This is a genomic window from Thermogladius calderae 1633 (assembly GCF_000264495.1).
Taxonomy (GTDB): domain Archaea; phylum Thermoproteota; class Thermoprotei_A; order Sulfolobales; family Desulfurococcaceae; genus Thermogladius; species Thermogladius calderae.
In genome coordinates, this window is record NC_017954.1 from 442,629 (window position 1) to 459,278 (window position 16,650).

Below are 16,650 nucleotides of genomic sequence, written 5' to 3' on the forward strand. Positions count from 1 at the left end.
CTCGTCTCTTATTAAGATTTTAACTCGTTTATAAAGAGGGACAAAATCGCGAAGTAGACAAGCGACTCTAGCGGGTCGGTATTCATTTGAATGCTATGGAGCCTTAAACCAAGCCGTGTGAGCTCCACAACTCTCTGTTTCACGAGGAACTCTTCAACACTGTTGTACAGTAGTACAAGGTGCCCCGAGAGTGGCGCCTGCTCGAGGCTCACGTAGACAGAGTTGATTCCCGCGCTTCTCAGCGCCTGTGAGAAGAGGAGTCCAGCGGGCTCGAGGAACCTCGTCGACGACACGTAGACGGCTCTCTCCGACACCACCTCCTCTAGGTTACCGATATACTTGTTGACCATCTCCTCGCCCAAGACGCTGAAGCCCTCCTCGGCGTGTTTACGTAGTCTCCTCCCCCTCGCGTCGAGCCTGTCCCCGTACAGGCCTGCGTAGTACTTGAACACCGTGATCGCCTCTAACGTTGCGTACTCCACTTCGTCGTGGACGCCTACGAACCGCACACTCTCAAATCTGCTCAGGAGCCCTCTGGCCCTCTCGTCTCTTGGCTGGGGTAACACCAGAACTGCCTCATACCCGAGAGTCCTGGTGGTTTGGAGTAGCTCGTAAACAGCTGGGGAGTAGGGGTTTGACGCGTATGCGAGGATCGGGCCTCCCTCTCTATAGGGGGCTACATGGTAAACAAAAGACTCGACGTCGTAGAGGAGAACCGTCCTAGACGGGTTTAACACGTTGTTAAACCAGTATACTAGCGAAGCCGGTAGGAACCCGTGCCTATCGTACAGGACTACTAGGTGGGGAGGGTCGGACAACGACTTAGGGGTCTCGGCGACCAGTTTATTCGATAGCTCCTCTAGTCTATTTAGGCTGGCTAAAAAACGCTCTAGATAAGCGCTGTCTCTAAGCTTCTGCAGCAACTGCACATCCGCTCATCTGGTTTATCGGGTAATCTTCTCACAATCAGCGGTATTAAACTCCTAGCCTTCACCGTGTTCTCCTCCATGACTCTGACCACTTCCTCGGCTGTGACGGGGCGTTCAGCCCACACGTCGTAGTCGGTGACCATGGCTACCGTGGCGTAGCACATCTGTGCCTCGCACGCCAGGTTGACCTCGGGTACCAGGGTCATGCCGATGATGTCGGCCCCGAAAACGTCTCTCCACAACCGGCTCTCGGCTCTCGTACTGAACCTCGGCCCCTCGATGCATATGTACGTGCCCTTAGGGTGAACCCTGAGCCCAGCTACTTCCTTAGCCGCCTCCAAGATGACTCTCCTCAGGTGTTCGCAGAAGGGGTCGGCCATACTCACGTGAGCCACGGTACCGCCCTCGAAGAACGTGAAGTCCCTTATGCCTTTGGTCATGTCTATGAACTGGTCTGGTACAACGAAGTCGCCCGGCCTCATTTCTTCGCGCAGGCTACCTACAGCGGCGAACGATATGACCCACGAAGCGCCCAGAGCCTTGAGCGCCCATATGTTGGCTCTGTAGTTTATTCTGTGCGGGGGTATTCTGTGTCCTCTACCGTGTCTGGGCAGAAAGGCTATTTTTCTACCGTCGAGCTCCCCGACCACGACCTTGTCACTGGGCTCCCCGTACGGTGTGTAGACCTTGTACTCGTTTACGTTCTTTAGCTCGGGGATGTTGTAGAGACCACTACCCCCTATAATGGCTATCTCCGCCTGGACCGGGGGCTTAACTAGCAAGTCTAACCAGCCTCAACCACGTATCTCCCGGTCTTCTTGTCGTACTTGAGGAGCCCCTTTTCCACGAGGGCGCTTACGGCCTCCTTGTAGTAGGCCTCTCCTACGTCCACGCCATACCAGTCCTTGAAAGACTCGACTATCTCCTCGTACGACCACTCCCTCTTGCCCGCCTCTTTGAGGGTCTCCAACACCATTCTCTTTATGAACTGGGTGGTGTCCTCGAGCCTAGTCCAGGGGTACTGGAACCACCACCAGTCTTTTACCTCGATGTAGTAGTAGTCCGGCTTGAACTTCGCGACGCTACTAATCCACTGGAGGGCGGCTGTTCTGAGCTCGCTGGGCCTCCAGTTCTCCGCGATGAAGTCCCTCGCAAGTTTGAGGGTGTCACCAGTGTCCACAATGTCGTCAACCACTAGCACCTTGAAACCCCTGAGGTCAAGCTGGTAGGGGAACTTTATGATAGCCCTCTCCTCCGCCTTCGCTGCCTCTGTCCAGTGTTGGCTCTGTATGCTCAACAAGTTCTCTACTCCGAGGAAATCACAGACAAGCCTGCCGGGTACGTAGCCTCCTCTCGATAGCGCTACCACGATGTCTGGTTTAAACCCGTTGCTTTTTACTATGTTCGCGAGACCACGGGACCACTCAACGATCTCTTCCCAGGAGACCAGTTTCACTTTTACCCGTGGCATGGTCTCACAAAATTAATAAAAACGCCCCCCGCTTATAGGATTTACGGCGTTGATTATGAGGAGAGCAGCCGTAGTACTCTTAGTAGTCATGTTGCTCGCCTACGGTCTAGTCTATTTCCACAGGGTCATGACGGGCATAATGAAGGAAGAGATCGAGGGGTTCGCCGAGTACTACAAAGTGGACCCAGAATACCTGCTGGCGTTTTTCCCTTCAGCGTACTTCTACGCGTACGCCCTATCACAGCTGTTCATGGGTAGCCTCGTTGACACCTACGGCGTGAAGAGAGTTGGGGCCCTGATGATGGGCCTGATGGGCTTGTCGACCGCTCTCATGATGTTGCCGTCGCCTGCGGCGTTGATGCTGGGTAGGACGCTGGTAGGGGTGTCGGCGGCTGTGGTGTTCGTGGGGACTCAGAGAGTAGCCTCGCTCTACTTCGCGTCAAGTAGCCAAGCGATAATAACATCGCTGCTGTTAATGACCGGAAACATAAGCGGGCTCCTCGCGACCTACCCTCTACGGGTCTTCCTATCTTACTACGGGCTAGCAGGGCTCCTCACGATCCTAGCGGTATTCGCCTTCACGATCATGGTCCTCGTATATCTTCTAGCGTGGGATGTCGGCACGCGGAAGAAGGGGCTCGGGCTTAGAGAGGTGTGGGGTAAACTAGGTCACTTGTCCCGCGAGAAACACGCGTGGGCGACAGCGCTGGGCGCCGTGGCGTCTTACGGGACTGGGACGGCATTTCAGGCGGCCTGGGGCCAGGACTTGATGTCGCGGGCGTTCGGCTACGACAAGTTCACGGTGAGCATACTCCTGATGTATCTCGCACTCTCCTTCGTGTTGTCAGCGCCTCTAGTAGGGGTCTTGAGCGATAGGGTAATAGGGAGGAGGAAGCCCGTCTTGATCGCGTCCAATACGGTTTCCACGATCTCGTGGGTTTTGATAATAGCCTCGCTACTACTGCGCAGCAGCCCTCTACTCCTCGCCGGGCTGGTACTCCTCGGCGTATCGATGGGGCTACACATAGTAGCTCCGCCTATGGCCAAGGAGCCCTACGGCATCGACTACTCGGCCACGGCTACATCGTTCTTCAACCTCGTCTTATTCACTGGGATCGCCGTGCTACAGAGCACAGAGCCTTTCGTCGGGCCACTCGCGAACTCGGCGTTGAGTCTCACCGTCTCTCTGCTGGGGCTAGTACTCGTGGCGGCCTGGACACGCGAGACGCTCAGGTCTTAGGGACAACAGTCACTTTTCCGGGGCCAACGAACACCCGCCTCCTCATGTGCATGAGTATCCTAGCCCTACCAAGGTTCCAGCTGTACTTCTCGTAGAGGTCTTGCCTCACGTGGACTGCGAGCGACCGGGCTAGGACGAGGGCCACAGACTCCACGTCTACCATCCTCTCGACCCTGCACTCTACGAACCCGTAAGACCCCTTGACACCAGGCGGCTTGACGAACTTCGAGGGAGCCGGTTCGAGGCGTAGGAGTTTCCACTTGTCGACACTCTTACCGCTCAGGCTACCGGCCTGGTAGACCAGGCCAGCGTGCTCCTCCCCCATCACGTTCACCGTGAACTCGCCTACTTCGAGGAGGTTCTGGTACGTCTTCGTCTCCTTGTCCAGGGCAAGGGAGAGGATAAAGGGCTCGTCGTTCACGGGCATAACCCAAGACGCCGCCATCACGTTCAGCCTGCCCTCCCTATCGGAGGTCACGATGAGGTATGCTGGTCTGGGGTGTAGGACGTGGTACTCGTTTGGGTCTAAGGACACGTACACATGTTCCACCAGGACCCTCCCAATGCTATAATTACTCCACCAGAACTCTATATTAACCCAGGTGCTGGAATAATTAAAAAACCCCGAGTGAATATCTAAGAGACTGAGCGGGGGTGCCCGAGCTAGGTCAAAGGGGCCGGGTTGAGGACCCGGTGGCGTAGGCCTGCGTGGGTTCGAATCCCACCCCCCGCACTAACCGGACCTGGTTAAAGAAGTGGATTGGCACCAGACTCTCAGGGTAGGTAGGATTTGGTACTCGACGGCTTAAGGAGGATCGTCAGGAACTTCATTGAGTCCAGAGAGTACGAGACGAGCGTCAACGAGTTCGTGAAAGAGCTCCAAAAGGAGTTGATCAGGAGCGACGTGAACGTCAGGCTCGTTATGGACTTAACCAAGAAGATCAAGGAGAGAGCGGCCGAGGAGAGGCCTCCTCCCGGGCTGACGCGGAGGGACTGGTTCCTGAGCATAGTGTACGAGCAACTAGTGAACTTGTTCGGTGGGCCCGAGAGGCCGCAGGTAAAGCCGCCCAAGAAGCCATGGGTCGTTCTGCTCGTGGGGTTGCAAGGCTCGGGTAAGACGACTACTGCGGGCAAGCTCGCCTACTTCTACAAGCTGGAGGGCTACAAGGTAGGGCTTGTAGCAGCTGACACTTTCAGGCCTGGCGCCTACGAGCAGCTTAAGACTCTCGGCGAGGCAGTTGGCGTCCCAGTGTACGGCGAGCCAGGTTCCAAAGACGCGGTGTCCATTGCCGTGAAAGGCGTCGAGTTCTTCAGGGAGAAGGGGTTCGACGTGATAATCATAGACACTGCGGGCAGACACCACAGAGAAGAAGACTTGCTGGCCGAGATGGAGGACATCGCTGGGAGGGTGCGGCCAGACGAGGTGGTGCTCGTACTGGACGCCTCGATCGGTCAGCAGGCGTTCGAGGTCGCCTCGAAGTTCCACAACAAGACTCCCGTCGGCTCCATAATTGTGACCAAACTCGACGGCACAGCGAAGGGGGGCGGGGCACTCTCAGCGGTGGCAGCCACTGGCGCCAGGATAAAGTTCGTGGGTACCGGGGAGAAGATCGACGAGCTCGAGGTCTTCGACCCCAAGAGGTTCGTCGCCAGGATTATGGGGCTCGGAGACCTGGAGGGCCTGCTAGAGAGGGTCAAGAAGGCTAAAGTTGAGCTGAGCGAGAAGGACGTCGAGGACATCCTCGAGGGGAGGGTTAACATGAGGATCGTGTACAAGCAGTTGGTGAGCCTGAGGAAGATGGGCCCGCTCAGGAAAATACTGGAGATGATACCCGGGCTTCAGGTCAGGATGCCCGTCGAGGTAGACTCGAAGACCTTGGAGGAGAAGATGGAGAAGTGGCTGGCCGCCATAAACTCGATGACGTACGAGGAGCTCGACAACCCGGAGGTTATAGACAAGAGCAGGGTGAAGAGGATATCCTACGGCGCTGGTGTAGACCCCGAGGACGTGAAGGCCCTCCTAAAGCAGTACGAGGCGGTCAAGTCCATATCGAAGCAGTTGAAGAGGCAGAAGAACCTGCTCGCGAAGATGGGCCTGGACACGAAAAAGCTCGGCGAGCTCATGAAGAGTTGAGTACCAGCGTTAACCCATCACCTAAATTAACCCTAGCTAGATCCTTGAGCTATAGCTACCCCTAGAAGTGGTGCGTTATGAGCGTCGACGACGTGATAGGACGAGTCGAGAAGGCGCTATTGAAGTACCCTCTCTGCGACCACTGCCTCGGCAGGTTGTTCGCTAAGATGGGACGCGAGCTCGGGAACGAGGAGAGGGGGAGGGCTCTGAAGACCCTGCTGTCTATGGTGTACGACCTGAAGTTGAGGACTGCGGGCGAGGGAGGGGTGAAGGAGGAGCTATACACACTCGCGAGGCACGGGGGAGAGCCCCTGACGAGGCTGTACAAGAGGGTCTACGGAGAGGACGTGGCCGTCGACAAGTGCTATGTCTGCGGCGGGCTCCTCTCGCGTACGCTTTTCAACGAGCTAGCCGAGAAGGTCTCCGCGTATTTGAGGGACCTGGACGCGTCGACCTTCCTCGTTGGAGTGAAGCTCGAGCAAAGCGTCCTCGAGCACGAGCTGGAGGTAGCCAGGGTGGCGGGGTTCGACTACAGCGAGTCGATAAAGAACGAGGTGAAGCGAGAGGTCGGTAAGCGGGTCGCCCAGATAACGGGTCTTCAACCCTCTTTCACTAACCCGGACGTCGTAGCTATAATACACATACCCAGCCTACACGTCGAGCTAGAAGTTAAGCCGGTCTACTTGAGAGGTTACTACGTGAAGACGGGTAGGAACATATCCCATACGCCCTGGATCACGAGTGACGGTGCCAGGAAGTACCCTCTGAGTATACAGGAGTTCGTCGACAGTAGGCTGAGAGACTTGTTCAAGGCAGACGCGGTCCTGATCCACGCCGCTGGGAGAGAGGACGTGGACGCGAGGATGGTCGGTACAGGCAGGCCGCTGGTCGTCGAGGTCGTTAGACCCCGCCGCAGGAAGGTCGGTCTGAGCGAGCTGAACTCTCTCCTCGAAGGCGGGGCAGTGACCGTTAGGCTCGAGGGCTACGCTCAGCCCCGGGACAAGAGGGTTGTCAAGGAGAACCTGGGGAAGAAGGCGAAGGTCTACAAGGTCTTGGTCCTCCTAGGCGGGGAGGTCAACGGAGACAAGCTCAGGCAGCTCGAGGACTCCTTCCAGGAGAGGGTCGTAACGCAGAGGACCCCGACGAGGGTCTTGAGGAGGAAGAAAGACATTGCGAGGAGGAGGAAGGTCTACTCCGTCAAGGTGGCCTCAGTAATGGGTAGACTGGTCGAGGTCTTGATCTACTGTGAGAGCGGGCTCTACGTCAAGGAACTAGTCCACTGCGATAACGGCAGGACAGACCCTTGCTTCGCAGGTGTACTAGGGGTACAGGCCTTACCCCTCGAGCTGGACGTGCTCGGCTTCGCTGGGAGGCCAGGATTAGACTTTTAAAAGCCTAAAGAGTATTCGTTTTCAATGCTTAAAAGGGTTCTAGTATGGTCAAGGCGCCCAAGGGTTACAGGCACAGGACAAGGAAGCTGTTGAAGAAAGACGTAAGGGAGAGAGGTGCTGTACCAGCACTCAGCCGGATCCTCGTGGAGTACAAGGAGGGCGAAGTAGTCCACATAGACATTAACCCGTCTGTTCACAAAGGCATGCCGCACAGGCGGTACCAGGGGAAAACGGGAGTTGTGGTAGGCAAGAGGGGGAGGGCCTTAATAGTTAAAGTAAACCTCGGAGGCAAGGAGAAAATACTGTTCGTGAGGCCCGAGCACGTCGTAAAGGCTGGAGCAGGCTGAGCGAGTTGAGCAGGGTTATTAGGCTAAACGTAGTCGAGCAGAAAGTACTGTCCAACCCCGAGGCTGCACACCTCCTCAAGGACGTCGTCGAGAGAATAAAGAGTAAGGAGGGCAGTATCTCGCCGTTCCTGGCCAAGACGCTAAACTACCTTAGCAAGCACTCCAAACTCAAGGAGGACGTCGGGGTAGAAGCCGTCAAGTCCTTCCTCAAGGGTTTAGGCTACAAAGACGAGACCATAGTTATGATAATCAACCTGTGCCCTAAGACGGTAGAAGACCTCAGGATTCTCCTTGACTATGAAGAGAGGTACGTCGAAGAGAGCGTCCTAAACGAGACAGTAGAGTACATGAAGAACGTCTGCCTGTAGTCCCCCCTATAGGAACCTTTGAGGTGTGCTAGGAAATATTAGACTCCTTCGAATTCTTATTTAGTGAGGGTGTTTGAGAGGACTGAGAGGTTTTGTCCAGGAGAGGGCTAGAGTCTAGGAAGGAGGCTGGCAGAGAACCCGCGATGTATGTTCTAGACTATTTGGAGACAGGTAACCCCTCCGACCGGCACTTCGAGCACAGGAACCAGCCTTTGGTTCAAGGCGTCGGGGTCAAGTACCTCTCACTACTAGAGGCTATTCCACTACCTGCTGTAAGGGTCGAGATCTTCGAGAGGATAGACCTAGGCCCTCACAGCAAAGTGAAGCACATCATCCACGTCTCGTACGACGACTTGACCAGCGTAGCTAGGTCGAATCTACCCGAGGCCCTGAAGAGGGTCGTGGCGGAGAACGAGAAGCTGTACACGGAGTTCTTCAACATAGCAGAGCCCATAAACATCAGACTCCATGCCCTAGAGCTTCTCCCAGGCGTGGGAAAGAAGACGATGAAGACTATACTGGAGGAGAGGGAGTCTAGGAGGTTCGAGAACTTCGCGGACATTAAAGAAAGAGTTAAGATAGACCCCATAAAGACCGTGGTCGAGAGGATCATCAAGGAGATGGTTGGAGGCGAGAAGTACTACCTGTTCATAAGACCCAGAGAAAGGACTGCCGGCGAGGTCTATTTGGGCTACTTGGAGAGACTCCATGGTGAGCTCCTATAATGTGGATCCAGACTCTTTCCGGGCAGTCTTCAAGAGGGTCGTGGAGAAAGTTAAATCTAGCCGTGTCAAGCTGAGGAAGAGCCTCAGCCAACACATAACAGCGAGCCCTCGCGTCGTCGACTGGGTCTTAGAGAGCGTCGACGAGTCCGCTGTTACCCTAGAAGTGGGGTCCGGCACAGGTATTCTCACGTACTTCCTGTGCAGGGCTGTAAAGGCCCCGGTATTAGCAGTGGAGATCGATAGCGTTTTCGCCGACCTCTCCCGGGAGGTCGTCCGCTGCCGCAACGCCGTGGTATTGGTAGGCGACGTCCTAGACCTGGAAATAACAGCCCACCAGGTCGTGTCCAGTGTCCCCTACGCGATCTCGGGTAGACTGCTTTCTAAGATAGCGCGGAGCAACAGCGTCAGGAGGGCGGTTCTAATCCTCCAGAGGGAAGTAGTGGACAGGATGCTTTCGAGCCCGGGTGAAGACGCTTACGGGAGGTTGAGCGTCCTCGTTAGGCTACTCTTCGACGTGACTCCAGGCCCTCTCTTCCACAGCACGGAGTTCTACCCGAGACCAAAGGTGGAGTCGAGGGGTGTCGTCCTCGTGAGGAAAAGGATGTACGACGACGAGGTAGCACTCGTCGAGGAACTGACTAGGGCGATCTTCCCGTTCAGGAGGAAGATCGTGGGGGGTGTGGTGGAGAGGTTGTTCAAGGTCAGTAGGGAGGAACTAGGTCGCATAGGCTTAAACTGGTCGACGAGAGTCTACGAGCTGAGCGAGGGAGAGTTGCTACGTTTAGCGGTGTACCTGAGGTCAAGAGGTATACTATAGAAGGCATCAAGATCGCGTTGCTCAAAGACGTGTATGAGCCTAGCGACGACACCTGGCTTGCGGCCGGCCTGCTGGGGAGTATCAAGACGTCTCTGGGGAGGAGGCTGAAGACCTGCGCCGACATAGGGTCCGGCACAGGGTTTCTAGGGCTGTACACGTTGGTTGCGGGCATCTGTGAGAAGACGGTGTTCGTGGACGTCTACGATAACGCGTTACTCAATACGAGGCTTAACGTAGACTTAAACGGTCTTGGGTCGCGTGGGCTAGTAGTGTCTTCCACAGACGGGTTACACGACTCGTCATTCCAGCTCGTCGTGTCCAACCCACCCTACCTCCCGGGTGTACCGGGCAACGAGTACGAGGCGTCCCTCTACGCGGGCCCCCGCGGGTTCGAGGTCATAGTCGACGTAGTGAGAGAGGCCTATAGACTGCTCGTGGAAGGGGGACTATTGGTTCTAGTCTACTCGTCCCTTAGCAACACAGAGGTGGTAGAGGGGGAGATAAGCAAGCGCTTCAAAGTAAGAGAGGTTAAGGTTAAGAGGTTCTTTTTCGAGGAGCTAAAGGGTGTAGTTCTCGAGAAGAAGAGTGGTGGGAGTTGATAACCAGGGTCATACTGGTCGGCGTCGAGGGAGCGTACAACTTGGGCGTGGTAGCAAGGACGTGCGTTAACTTCGGGGTCGAGGAGCTTTACCTCGTCAACCCGAAGGCGGACTTGAACGAGGCCCTCAACTACTCCGCTAAGGCGAGGGAGTACCTTTCAAGGGCTGTTGTCGTCGGGGACCTGAAGTCGGCCCTGGAGGGAGTGGACCTCTCGGTCTCGACCAGCGACGAGGGCTTTTCCAGGGGCGACGTGTTGAGGCAGGCTATAACCCTCGAGAGGCTCCCAGAGCTCGTGAAGTCCCGGAGAGTGAACAGGCTAGGGATCGTCTTCGGTCGCGAGAGCTCGGGGCTTACGAGGGAGGAGATAGCCCAGACAGACCTGCTGGTCACGATACCGGCTAACCCGGAGTACCCGGCTCTCAACCTGGCGCAGGCCGTGGCCGTTGTCCTGTGGGAGGTCTGGAAGATGAAAGGGGTGGCGCCTACCAACGTCCCCCCGCTCGCGCCTAGAGAGAGGCTCGACAAGATTGTCAGCGTCCTAAGCGAGTTAACGGACCTTGCAGTGACGCCCGAGGACAAACGGAGGAGGATCAAGACAGTACTAAGAAGGGTCGTGTACAGGTCTGGAATGTCCGAGTTGGAGGCGAGGATCGTACTCTACATGCTCATGAGGCTGAAGAGGAGGGTTTGGAGGTAGGAGGGTAGCCTACTCGGGGATTATGGTCGAGCCCGGGTTTCCTCCTCTCATCATCTCGATCAAGTTGCCCGGGTTCTTGTAGCTAGCTATCTTGATGGTGATCCGGCTCCTGGCGGCGATGTCTAGGGCTCTCAGGTCGAGTAGTGCGTAGTCTCCCGGCACCTGGCCGGCCTTGAGCCACTCGGCTAGCTTGGAGGCCTGGACGACCTTAAGCGGCCTCGCATCGGGGCTGGTCCTGGGGTCTTTGTCGTAGACGTAGTCTGTGGCTGACAGGTCGTAGACCTCGCGAGCCCCCACGGCCTCGGCTACTTCTAGTAGGACAGCTGCCGTCGACTGCCCCGGCACCAGGCCTCCCAAGACCACGACTCTACTGTACGCGAGCCCGTGCATGACCTCCCCGAGGGTTCTCGGGACTCCGGGGTAGGAGAAGGGCTGAAGGGACGCTACTAGGATCAACGCGTTGAGCCTCGAGGCCTCTATCCCGATCTCGTCGAGCCAGTAGTTGGAGGAGACCCCTAGGGACTTCGCCTTCTCGATAGCCTCCCTTGCCACCCTACCCCCGCCCGCTACTACGACAACCCTCCTCTCGCGGGCGAGCTCTCTCACTACGTCCACGAACCTCCGCAGTGCCTCCTGGTCGTCGAAAATCTTGCCGGTCACCTTTACTACGACGGTGTCCACGCTACCCGAACACCCTTAGTCTAATAGGTGGATTAGGTTTTAAAGAATGCGTGGGTTTCAACCATAAGTAGGTGCGTGGGGCGCAACTGTTTGTGTGGCATAATAGGTGTTTGCACCCGCGTCGACAAAAAGCTTAACACCGGGGACGTCGTCTACAAGGGCCTTTTAAGACTCGAGTACAGGGGCTACGACTCCGCCGGTGTTGCCTCGGTCGAGCAGGGAGTCCTGAGGGTGTTGAAGGGCAAGGGCAAGATCGCCGACCTAGAGAAGAAGCTGGGGTTGAGCCGGGTCAAGGGCAGCGTAGTAATAGGCCATACCAGGTGGGCGACCCACGGGGCGCCCAGCGACGTCAACGCCCACCCGCACACGGACTGCACGGGGACGATAGCGATAGTCCACAACGGCATAATAGAGAACTACAGGGAGTTGAAGGAGGAGCTGGCTAAGAGAGGGCACGTCTTCAAGAGCGAGACCGACACCGAGGTCGTCGTCCACCTGATAGAGGAGTTTTACAAGAGCGGTGATAGGCCCTACGACGCGTTCAAGAAAGCGGTCTCAATGATCAGGGGCAGCTATGCGATCCTCGTCGTCTTCGCGAGCGCCCCCAACACCATCTTCTTTGCCAAGAAGGACAGCCCCCTCGTAGTAGGCTTGGGGGACGTGGCCAACTTCGTCGCGAGCGACATCCCGGCGATCCTGGAGCACACGAGGAGGGTCATCACGTTGAGGGACGGGTGGGTGGGCTTCGTTACAGGGGACAGTGTTTTCATCGAGGAGCTCGGTAAAGGGCCGGTCAACCCTATGGAGTACGTGAGAGTAGTGGAGTGGAGCCTGGAGAGCGCGAGCAAGGGGGGCTACCCCCACTTCATGCTCAAGGAGATACACGAGCAGCCCAGGGCCCTAGTCGACACTCTCTACGGGCTGAGTAGCGACCCCACCCTGAGAGAGGCCTCTAAGATCATGGCTGAGGCCCGCAGGGTCTTTATAACAGCCGCCGGTACAAGCTACCACGCGTCTCTCCACTTCGCCGTCGCGCTGTCCAAGATAGCGGGGGTGCTGGCGACCCCGTTCGTAGCCAGCGAGTACGAGGCGTACCTCCCCGTCGTGAGGGAGGGAGATGTCTTGATAGCCGTGAGCCAGAGCGGCGAGACGATGGACACTCTGAAGGCAGCGAGGGCGTTCAAGGAGAGGGGCGCGAAGCTTATAGCGGTGTCGAACGTGGTAGACTCCGCCATACCGAGGGAGAGCGACATAGCACTCTACACGAGGGCGGGTCCCGAGATAGGGGTTGCGGCGACGAAGACCTTCACCACTCAGACCCTCCTCCTCTCGTTCCTCGTGTTGGACTACGCCCTCCTGCGAGGGGCGATACTGAAGAGCGAGTACGACGAGTACGCTAGGGAGCTCTCCAGGGCCAGCGATCTCGCGGCAAAGTCCATAGCGTGGAGCGAGGGGCTGGCAAAGAAGGTGAGCGAGATGCTGAGGCTGAAGCAGAGCATGTACTACCTGAGCAGGGGGGTCGGGCTCCCGACGGCAATGGAGGGCGCGCTCAAGATCAAGGAGTTAGCCTACATCCACGCGGAGTCTTACCCCGCGGGGGAGTCGAAGCACGGCCCTATAGCCCTCGTCGAGGAGGGGTTCCCCGTCGTCTTCGTGGTCCCCAGGGACGTCTACTACGAGAAGGTGCTCCTAGGGAACATACAGGAGATGAAGGCGCGTGGGGCCTGGATTATAGGCGTAGCACCCGAGGACACGAGCCTGGGAGAGCAGTTCGACTTGTTCTTCAGAGTCCCCTCCTCGCACTGGCTGACAACCCCTATAACCCACACCCCGCCAATGCAACTACTAGCATACTACACGAGCACGCTCAAGGGCTACGACCCAGACAAGCCGCGTAACCTGGCGAAGACCGTCACCGTGGAGTAGGTGGTCGTCTTGCTCAACGTAGTCCTAGCTGCGGGGAGGCCCTCCAGGGAGCTGGGCGTACTAGTCCCACCCCGCTCTAACAAGGTCTTGTTGAGGGTGCTCGGTAGACCGGTCCTCTACTACCCTGTGAGCGGGGTGTACCAGGCGAACAGGTCGACAGTAGTCATCGTCTACAGGAGCGGGGAGGACGCTGTGCCGAGAGAGGCGTCGTCGGCGCTCGACCTCCCCGTTGAGTTCGTGGAGCAGGAGGCGGGGGAGACGGTGAGGGACGCCATACTGGCCGCGAGAAAAGCCATTGACACGGTGGACTACTTCCTACTGTCGTTCGGCGACTTAGTACTCGACTCCGAGGCCTACGCGAAGGTCGTCAACACGCACTTGGAGGAGAGCCCGGACGCGACCATCCTTGTGACACCTGTCGAGCCCCACAACGTGGAGAACTACGGCCTCGTGTCCGTAGACGAGAACTGGCTCGTGAAGAGGGTCTACTCCACGGCGGGGTCTAGACCCCCAGAAGCGGTGTACACGATAGCCGGGGTGTACATACTCCCGTCGCGGGTATTGGACTACCTCGAGAAGGGGCTGAACCTCCCCGAGGCTCTTCAAAGAGTCGCGGAGTCCGGGCGCGTCAAGGCAGTCCTGTGGACGGGGACGTGGGTGGACGTCGGGTACCCCGAAGACCTCCTAGAGGCCGTGTACCAGCTACTCTCGAGGCTGAGAGAGGTCAGGATATCGGGGAAGGCCGCTGTGGAGAGGACTGCTGTGATCGAGGGGCCGGTCGTGGTCGAGGAGGGCGCCTACATAGACCACTACGCAGTGGTCAAGGGGCCGGCATACATCGGTAAGAGAAGCTTCGTGGGCGCCCACAGCTTCGTAAGGGACTACGTGGACCTGGAAGAGAACAGCAGGGTAGGCTCCTACAGCGAGGTCAAGTTCTCGAGTATCCAACCCTTCTCGCTCATGGACAGCAAGGTCACAGTACTGAACTCCGTCCTCGGCTCGGAGAGCATCGTGGGCATCGGCGTCACCACGCTCAACGTGCTGCCCTCCGAGGAGACGCCGCCCCGTCTCAGGGAGCACGTGGTCAGGGGAGGCGTGTTCGAGAAGAAGATGGGGGCCGTCATAGGCTACGGTGCGAGGGTCCCGCCGTACACGGTGCTCAAGCCGGGTAGCGTATTCAAATGAGGCCCACACCATATAAGATGCGTGGAGGGGTGTCCGCCCCAGGGGCTTAAAGGGGGTTCTGGGTTGGAGGTCGTCGGCGTAATCCACTTGCCCAGGCTACCGTACACCAACACGAGAGAGGACTTCGACCTGGACAGAGTCCTGGAGGCGGTACTGAGAGACGTCTCTGTCCTCGAGAGGCTCGGCTACGACGGGGTCATAGTAGAGAACTACGGCGACAGCCCGTACCCCAAGCGCTTGAGAGACCCGCTGGCCCTTAGCACGCTGGCTGTGATCGTTAGGGAGGTCGCGAAGTCCACGAGTATGAGGGTTGGCGTTAACGTCCTCCGGAACTCGGGGAGGGAGGCGTACGCTATAGCCGTGGCGACGGGGGCCAGGTTCATCAGGGTCAACGCGCTGACCGAGACGATAGTGAGCGACTCGGGTCTCATCGAGCCGGAGGCACCCCGGTTGAGGGCGATCAGGAGGAACTACGGGGGCGTAGAGGTGTACGCGGACGTACTGGTCAAGCACGCCGGTAGCCTGTCCCTACTGGCGTACTCTGCGTCGGGCAAGGGCGCGGAGGGCTACTGGGACGCTCTACGCGAGCTCATACACGACACTGTCGAGAGAGGCGGGGCCGACAAAGTCGTTTTAACGGGCTACAGGACGGGGGAGGCGCCCGAGCCAGGGTTCGTGGAGAGGGCCAGGGGGCTAACACACGCCCCTCTAGTTCTGGGCAGCGGCGCTACACCCGAGAACATCGGGCTCTACAAGAGGTACATCGACGGGGTCATCGTGGGCTCGTATATCAAGGTCGGCGGTAGAGCGGGTAACCCGGTGGACGAGGAGAGGGCTAGGGCTTTCATAAGGGCGGCGAGAGGTTGATGCGGAGGGTAAAAAGAGATCGGGCTCACATGTAGTAGAGCGCGTAGTCGACCGCGGCCTTCGCGTCCACTATACCGTAGCCGTAGAGCGGGTCGTAGCTGTAGCCGGTCGGGTTGTACGCGGTATACTCTATCGCGTAGTAGACCCTGTCGGGCGACAACTTGGCCTTGCCCGCGGCCAGCCTTAGAGCCTGTATCAGAGCGGCTATCGCCGAGACGTGTGGTGTCGCCATCGAGGTACCGCTCATAGTGGCGTACTTACCGCCCGGGTAGGTCGACAGGATGTTGACGCCCGGCGCGGCCACGTCAGGGTACCTGTTGCTCCAGCTCGGCACGTTCCCGTTGGAGTCCACGGCGCCCACGGCCAGCACCTCCGGGTAGGCGGCCGGGTAGTCTGGGGAGCTGGCGCCTTCATTACCCGAGGCCGCGACCAGCACTACGCCGTAGCTGTAGGCGTACTTGACGGCGTCGTGCAGGGTCGTGCTGTCAGAGGAGCTGCCCAGGGACATAGAGATGACATCTGCGTCGTCGCTGGTACCGGCAACACCGTCGGGGCCCTTAGTGGCCTCGATAATGCCCCTGGCTATGTCGCTGACGTACCCGCTGCCAGAGGCGCTCAGCACTCTGATAGCGTACAACAGCGCCTTGGGGGCCACGCCTGCGACGCCCGCCCCGTTCAGCCTGGCCGCGATGATCCCGGCTACGTGGGTGCCGTGCCCGTTGGGGTCGGAGCACTTACTCAGGTCTGTGCCCTTGTAGAAGGTCGCCCCGTTGTTCAGGGACACGACACACCAGGTCACAGCCCCGTTCAAGTCCGGGTGCTTGTAGTCGATACCGGTGTCGACGACGGCCACTCTCACGGTGGAGTAGTAGCCGTAGGCTGCGTTACCGTAGTACGGGCTGTAGGCCGACCAGACCTGCGGCGCTTTGACCATGTAGACGTTCCACTGGATCTCGCCGTGCAGCCTAGCCGGCTTGTCCTCCTCGACGAGTAGCACGCCAGATATACCCGATAGAGCCGCCTTCGCGCTACTGGGCATTGCCAGGACGACCGCCCTTATCTCGGGTATCTCGCTTACAAAGGCCCCTCCAAGCCTCCTAGAGGCGTCCAGTAACTGGGCCTTGACCAGCCCGTAGTTGGCCGAGGGGCTTACCCTTACAACGACCCTCTCAACGGTTACAGGGGCAGCCGCAGTCTCGACCGATAGTAGGATAGTGGCCAAGAACATTACGACGACAAGGGCTACGAGCCACTTTCTCATGTTCGCACCAG

18 protein-coding genes and 1 tRNA gene are annotated in these 16,650 nt (G+C 58.0%); 13 read left to right on the forward strand and 6 right to left on the reverse strand.

Annotated elements, in window-relative coordinates; genetic code table 11:
* Nucleotides 1-11 precede the first annotated feature (11 nt).
* Genes TCELL_RS02525 through TCELL_RS02535 form a run of 3 tightly spaced genes read right to left on the reverse strand, consistent with a single transcriptional unit; the run spans nt 12 to nt 2,400 of the window.
* Nucleotides 12-923, reverse strand: a complete 912-nt coding sequence (locus tag TCELL_RS02525; RefSeq protein WP_048162966.1) for a hypothetical protein — start codon at nt 921-923, stop codon at nt 12-14.
* Complete coding sequence (locus TCELL_RS02530) at nt 890-1,711, reverse strand: S-methyl-5'-thioadenosine phosphorylase (protein WP_014737160.1); 822 nt, start codon at nt 1,709-1,711, stop codon at nt 890-892. Before TCELL_RS02530 ends, TCELL_RS02525 begins: the two co-directional genes overlap by 34 nt.
* 2 nt (nt 1,712-1,713) lie before the next feature.
* Complete coding sequence (locus tag TCELL_RS02535; RefSeq protein ID WP_048162968.1) at nt 1,714-2,400, reverse strand: phosphoribosyltransferase; 687 nt, start codon at nt 2,398-2,400, stop codon at nt 1,714-1,716.
* Between the two features lie 55 nt (nt 2,401-2,455).
* On the opposite strand from TCELL_RS02535, the gene TCELL_RS02540 reads away from it, so the two are divergent.
* On the forward strand, nt 2,456-3,640 hold the full coding sequence (locus TCELL_RS02540) for an MFS transporter (protein WP_014737162.1): 1,185 nt from the start codon (nt 2,456-2,458) through the stop codon (nt 3,638-3,640).
* Here the strand turns inward: TCELL_RS02540 and TCELL_RS02545 are convergent.
* The gene (locus TCELL_RS02545) at nt 3,630-4,190 is read right to left on the reverse strand and encodes a flavin reductase family protein (protein ID WP_238529035.1); all 561 of its coding nucleotides are present in this window, start codon (nt 4,188-4,190) and stop codon (nt 3,630-3,632) included. The two genes, TCELL_RS02540 and TCELL_RS02545, sit on opposite strands and share 11 nt — an antisense overlap.
* A 98-nt stretch (nt 4,191-4,288) precedes the next feature.
* Here TCELL_RS02545 and TCELL_RS02550 point away from each other — a divergent pair.
* The 9 genes from TCELL_RS02550 to TCELL_RS02590 all read left to right on the forward strand — a co-directional run bounded on the left by TCELL_RS02550 (nt 4,289) and on the right by TCELL_RS02590 (nt 10,719).
* Nucleotides 4,289-4,373, forward strand: a tRNA-Leu gene (locus TCELL_RS02550).
* A gap of 57 nt (nt 4,374-4,430) precedes the next feature.
* Nucleotides 4,431-5,774: a signal recognition particle protein Srp54 gene (locus tag TCELL_RS02555; protein WP_014737164.1), complete on the forward strand. Its 1,344-nt coding sequence runs from the start codon at nt 4,431-4,433 to the stop codon at nt 5,772-5,774.
* 77 nt (nt 5,775-5,851) lie between these two features.
* Nucleotides 5,852-7,165 carry a tRNA pseudouridine(54/55) synthase Pus10 gene (locus TCELL_RS02560; protein ID WP_014737165.1) on the forward strand — a complete coding sequence of 438 codons (1,314 nt, stop codon included), beginning with the start codon at nt 5,852-5,854 and terminating at the stop codon, nt 7,163-7,165.
* Nucleotides 7,166-7,209: 44 nt separating this feature from the next.
* A complete protein-coding gene (locus tag TCELL_RS02565) occupies nt 7,210-7,512 on the forward strand; it encodes a 50S ribosomal protein L21e (protein ID WP_014737166.1) in 303 nt (100 codons plus the stop codon).
* A 5-nt stretch (nt 7,513-7,517) separates the two neighbouring features.
* The gene (locus tag TCELL_RS02570) at nt 7,518-7,880 is read left to right on the forward strand and encodes an RNA polymerase Rpb4 (protein WP_014737167.1); all 363 of its coding nucleotides are present in this window, start codon (nt 7,518-7,520) and stop codon (nt 7,878-7,880) included.
* 143 nt (nt 7,881-8,023) lie between these two features.
* The gene (locus TCELL_RS02575) at nt 8,024-8,605 is read left to right on the forward strand and encodes a DUF655 domain-containing protein (RefSeq protein ID WP_048163597.1); all 582 of its coding nucleotides are present in this window, start codon (nt 8,024-8,026) and stop codon (nt 8,603-8,605) included.
* Nucleotides 8,589-9,422: an rRNA adenine N-6-methyltransferase family protein gene (locus TCELL_RS07300; protein ID WP_083829959.1), complete on the forward strand. Its 834-nt coding sequence runs from the start codon at nt 8,589-8,591 to the stop codon at nt 9,420-9,422. Before TCELL_RS02575 ends, TCELL_RS07300 begins: the two co-directional genes overlap by 17 nt.
* Nucleotides 9,423-9,439: 17 nt before the next feature.
* The gene (locus TCELL_RS02585; protein WP_014737170.1) at nt 9,440-10,021 is read left to right on the forward strand and encodes a methyltransferase; all 582 of its coding nucleotides are present in this window, start codon (nt 9,440-9,442) and stop codon (nt 10,019-10,021) included.
* On the forward strand, nt 10,018-10,719 hold the full coding sequence (locus TCELL_RS02590; protein WP_014737171.1) for an RNA methyltransferase: 702 nt from the start codon (nt 10,018-10,020) through the stop codon (nt 10,717-10,719). Before TCELL_RS02585 ends, TCELL_RS02590 begins: the two co-directional genes overlap by 4 nt.
* A gap of 9 nt (nt 10,720-10,728) precedes the next feature.
* Here TCELL_RS02590 and pyrH read toward each other — a convergent pair whose 3' ends face one another.
* Nucleotides 10,729-11,400 carry a UMP kinase gene (gene pyrH / locus TCELL_RS02595; protein ID WP_014737172.1) on the reverse strand — a complete coding sequence of 224 codons (672 nt, stop codon included), beginning with the start codon at nt 11,398-11,400 and terminating at the stop codon, nt 10,729-10,731.
* A 90-nt stretch (nt 11,401-11,490) separates the two neighbouring features.
* Here pyrH and glmS point away from each other — a divergent pair, with 90 nt between their 5' ends.
* From glmS to TCELL_RS02610, 3 genes are all read left to right on the forward strand, one after another.
* Nucleotides 11,491-13,326, forward strand: a complete 1,836-nt coding sequence (glmS, locus tag TCELL_RS02600; RefSeq protein WP_014737173.1) for a glutamine--fructose-6-phosphate transaminase (isomerizing) — start codon at nt 11,491-11,493, stop codon at nt 13,324-13,326.
* A complete protein-coding gene (locus TCELL_RS02605) occupies nt 13,327-14,511 on the forward strand; it encodes a nucleotidyltransferase family protein (protein WP_014737174.1) in 1,185 nt (394 codons plus the stop codon).
* Between the two features lie 63 nt (nt 14,512-14,574).
* A complete protein-coding gene (locus tag TCELL_RS02610; protein ID WP_014737175.1) occupies nt 14,575-15,378 on the forward strand; it encodes a BtpA/SgcQ family protein in 804 nt (267 codons plus the stop codon).
* A 25-nt stretch (nt 15,379-15,403) separates the two neighbouring features.
* On the opposite strand, the gene TCELL_RS02615 is transcribed toward TCELL_RS02610, so the two are convergent.
* The gene (locus TCELL_RS02615; protein ID WP_014737176.1) at nt 15,404-16,639 is read right to left on the reverse strand and encodes a S8 family peptidase; all 1,236 of its coding nucleotides are present in this window, start codon (nt 16,637-16,639) and stop codon (nt 15,404-15,406) included.
* Nucleotides 16,640-16,650: the final 11 nt, after the last annotated feature.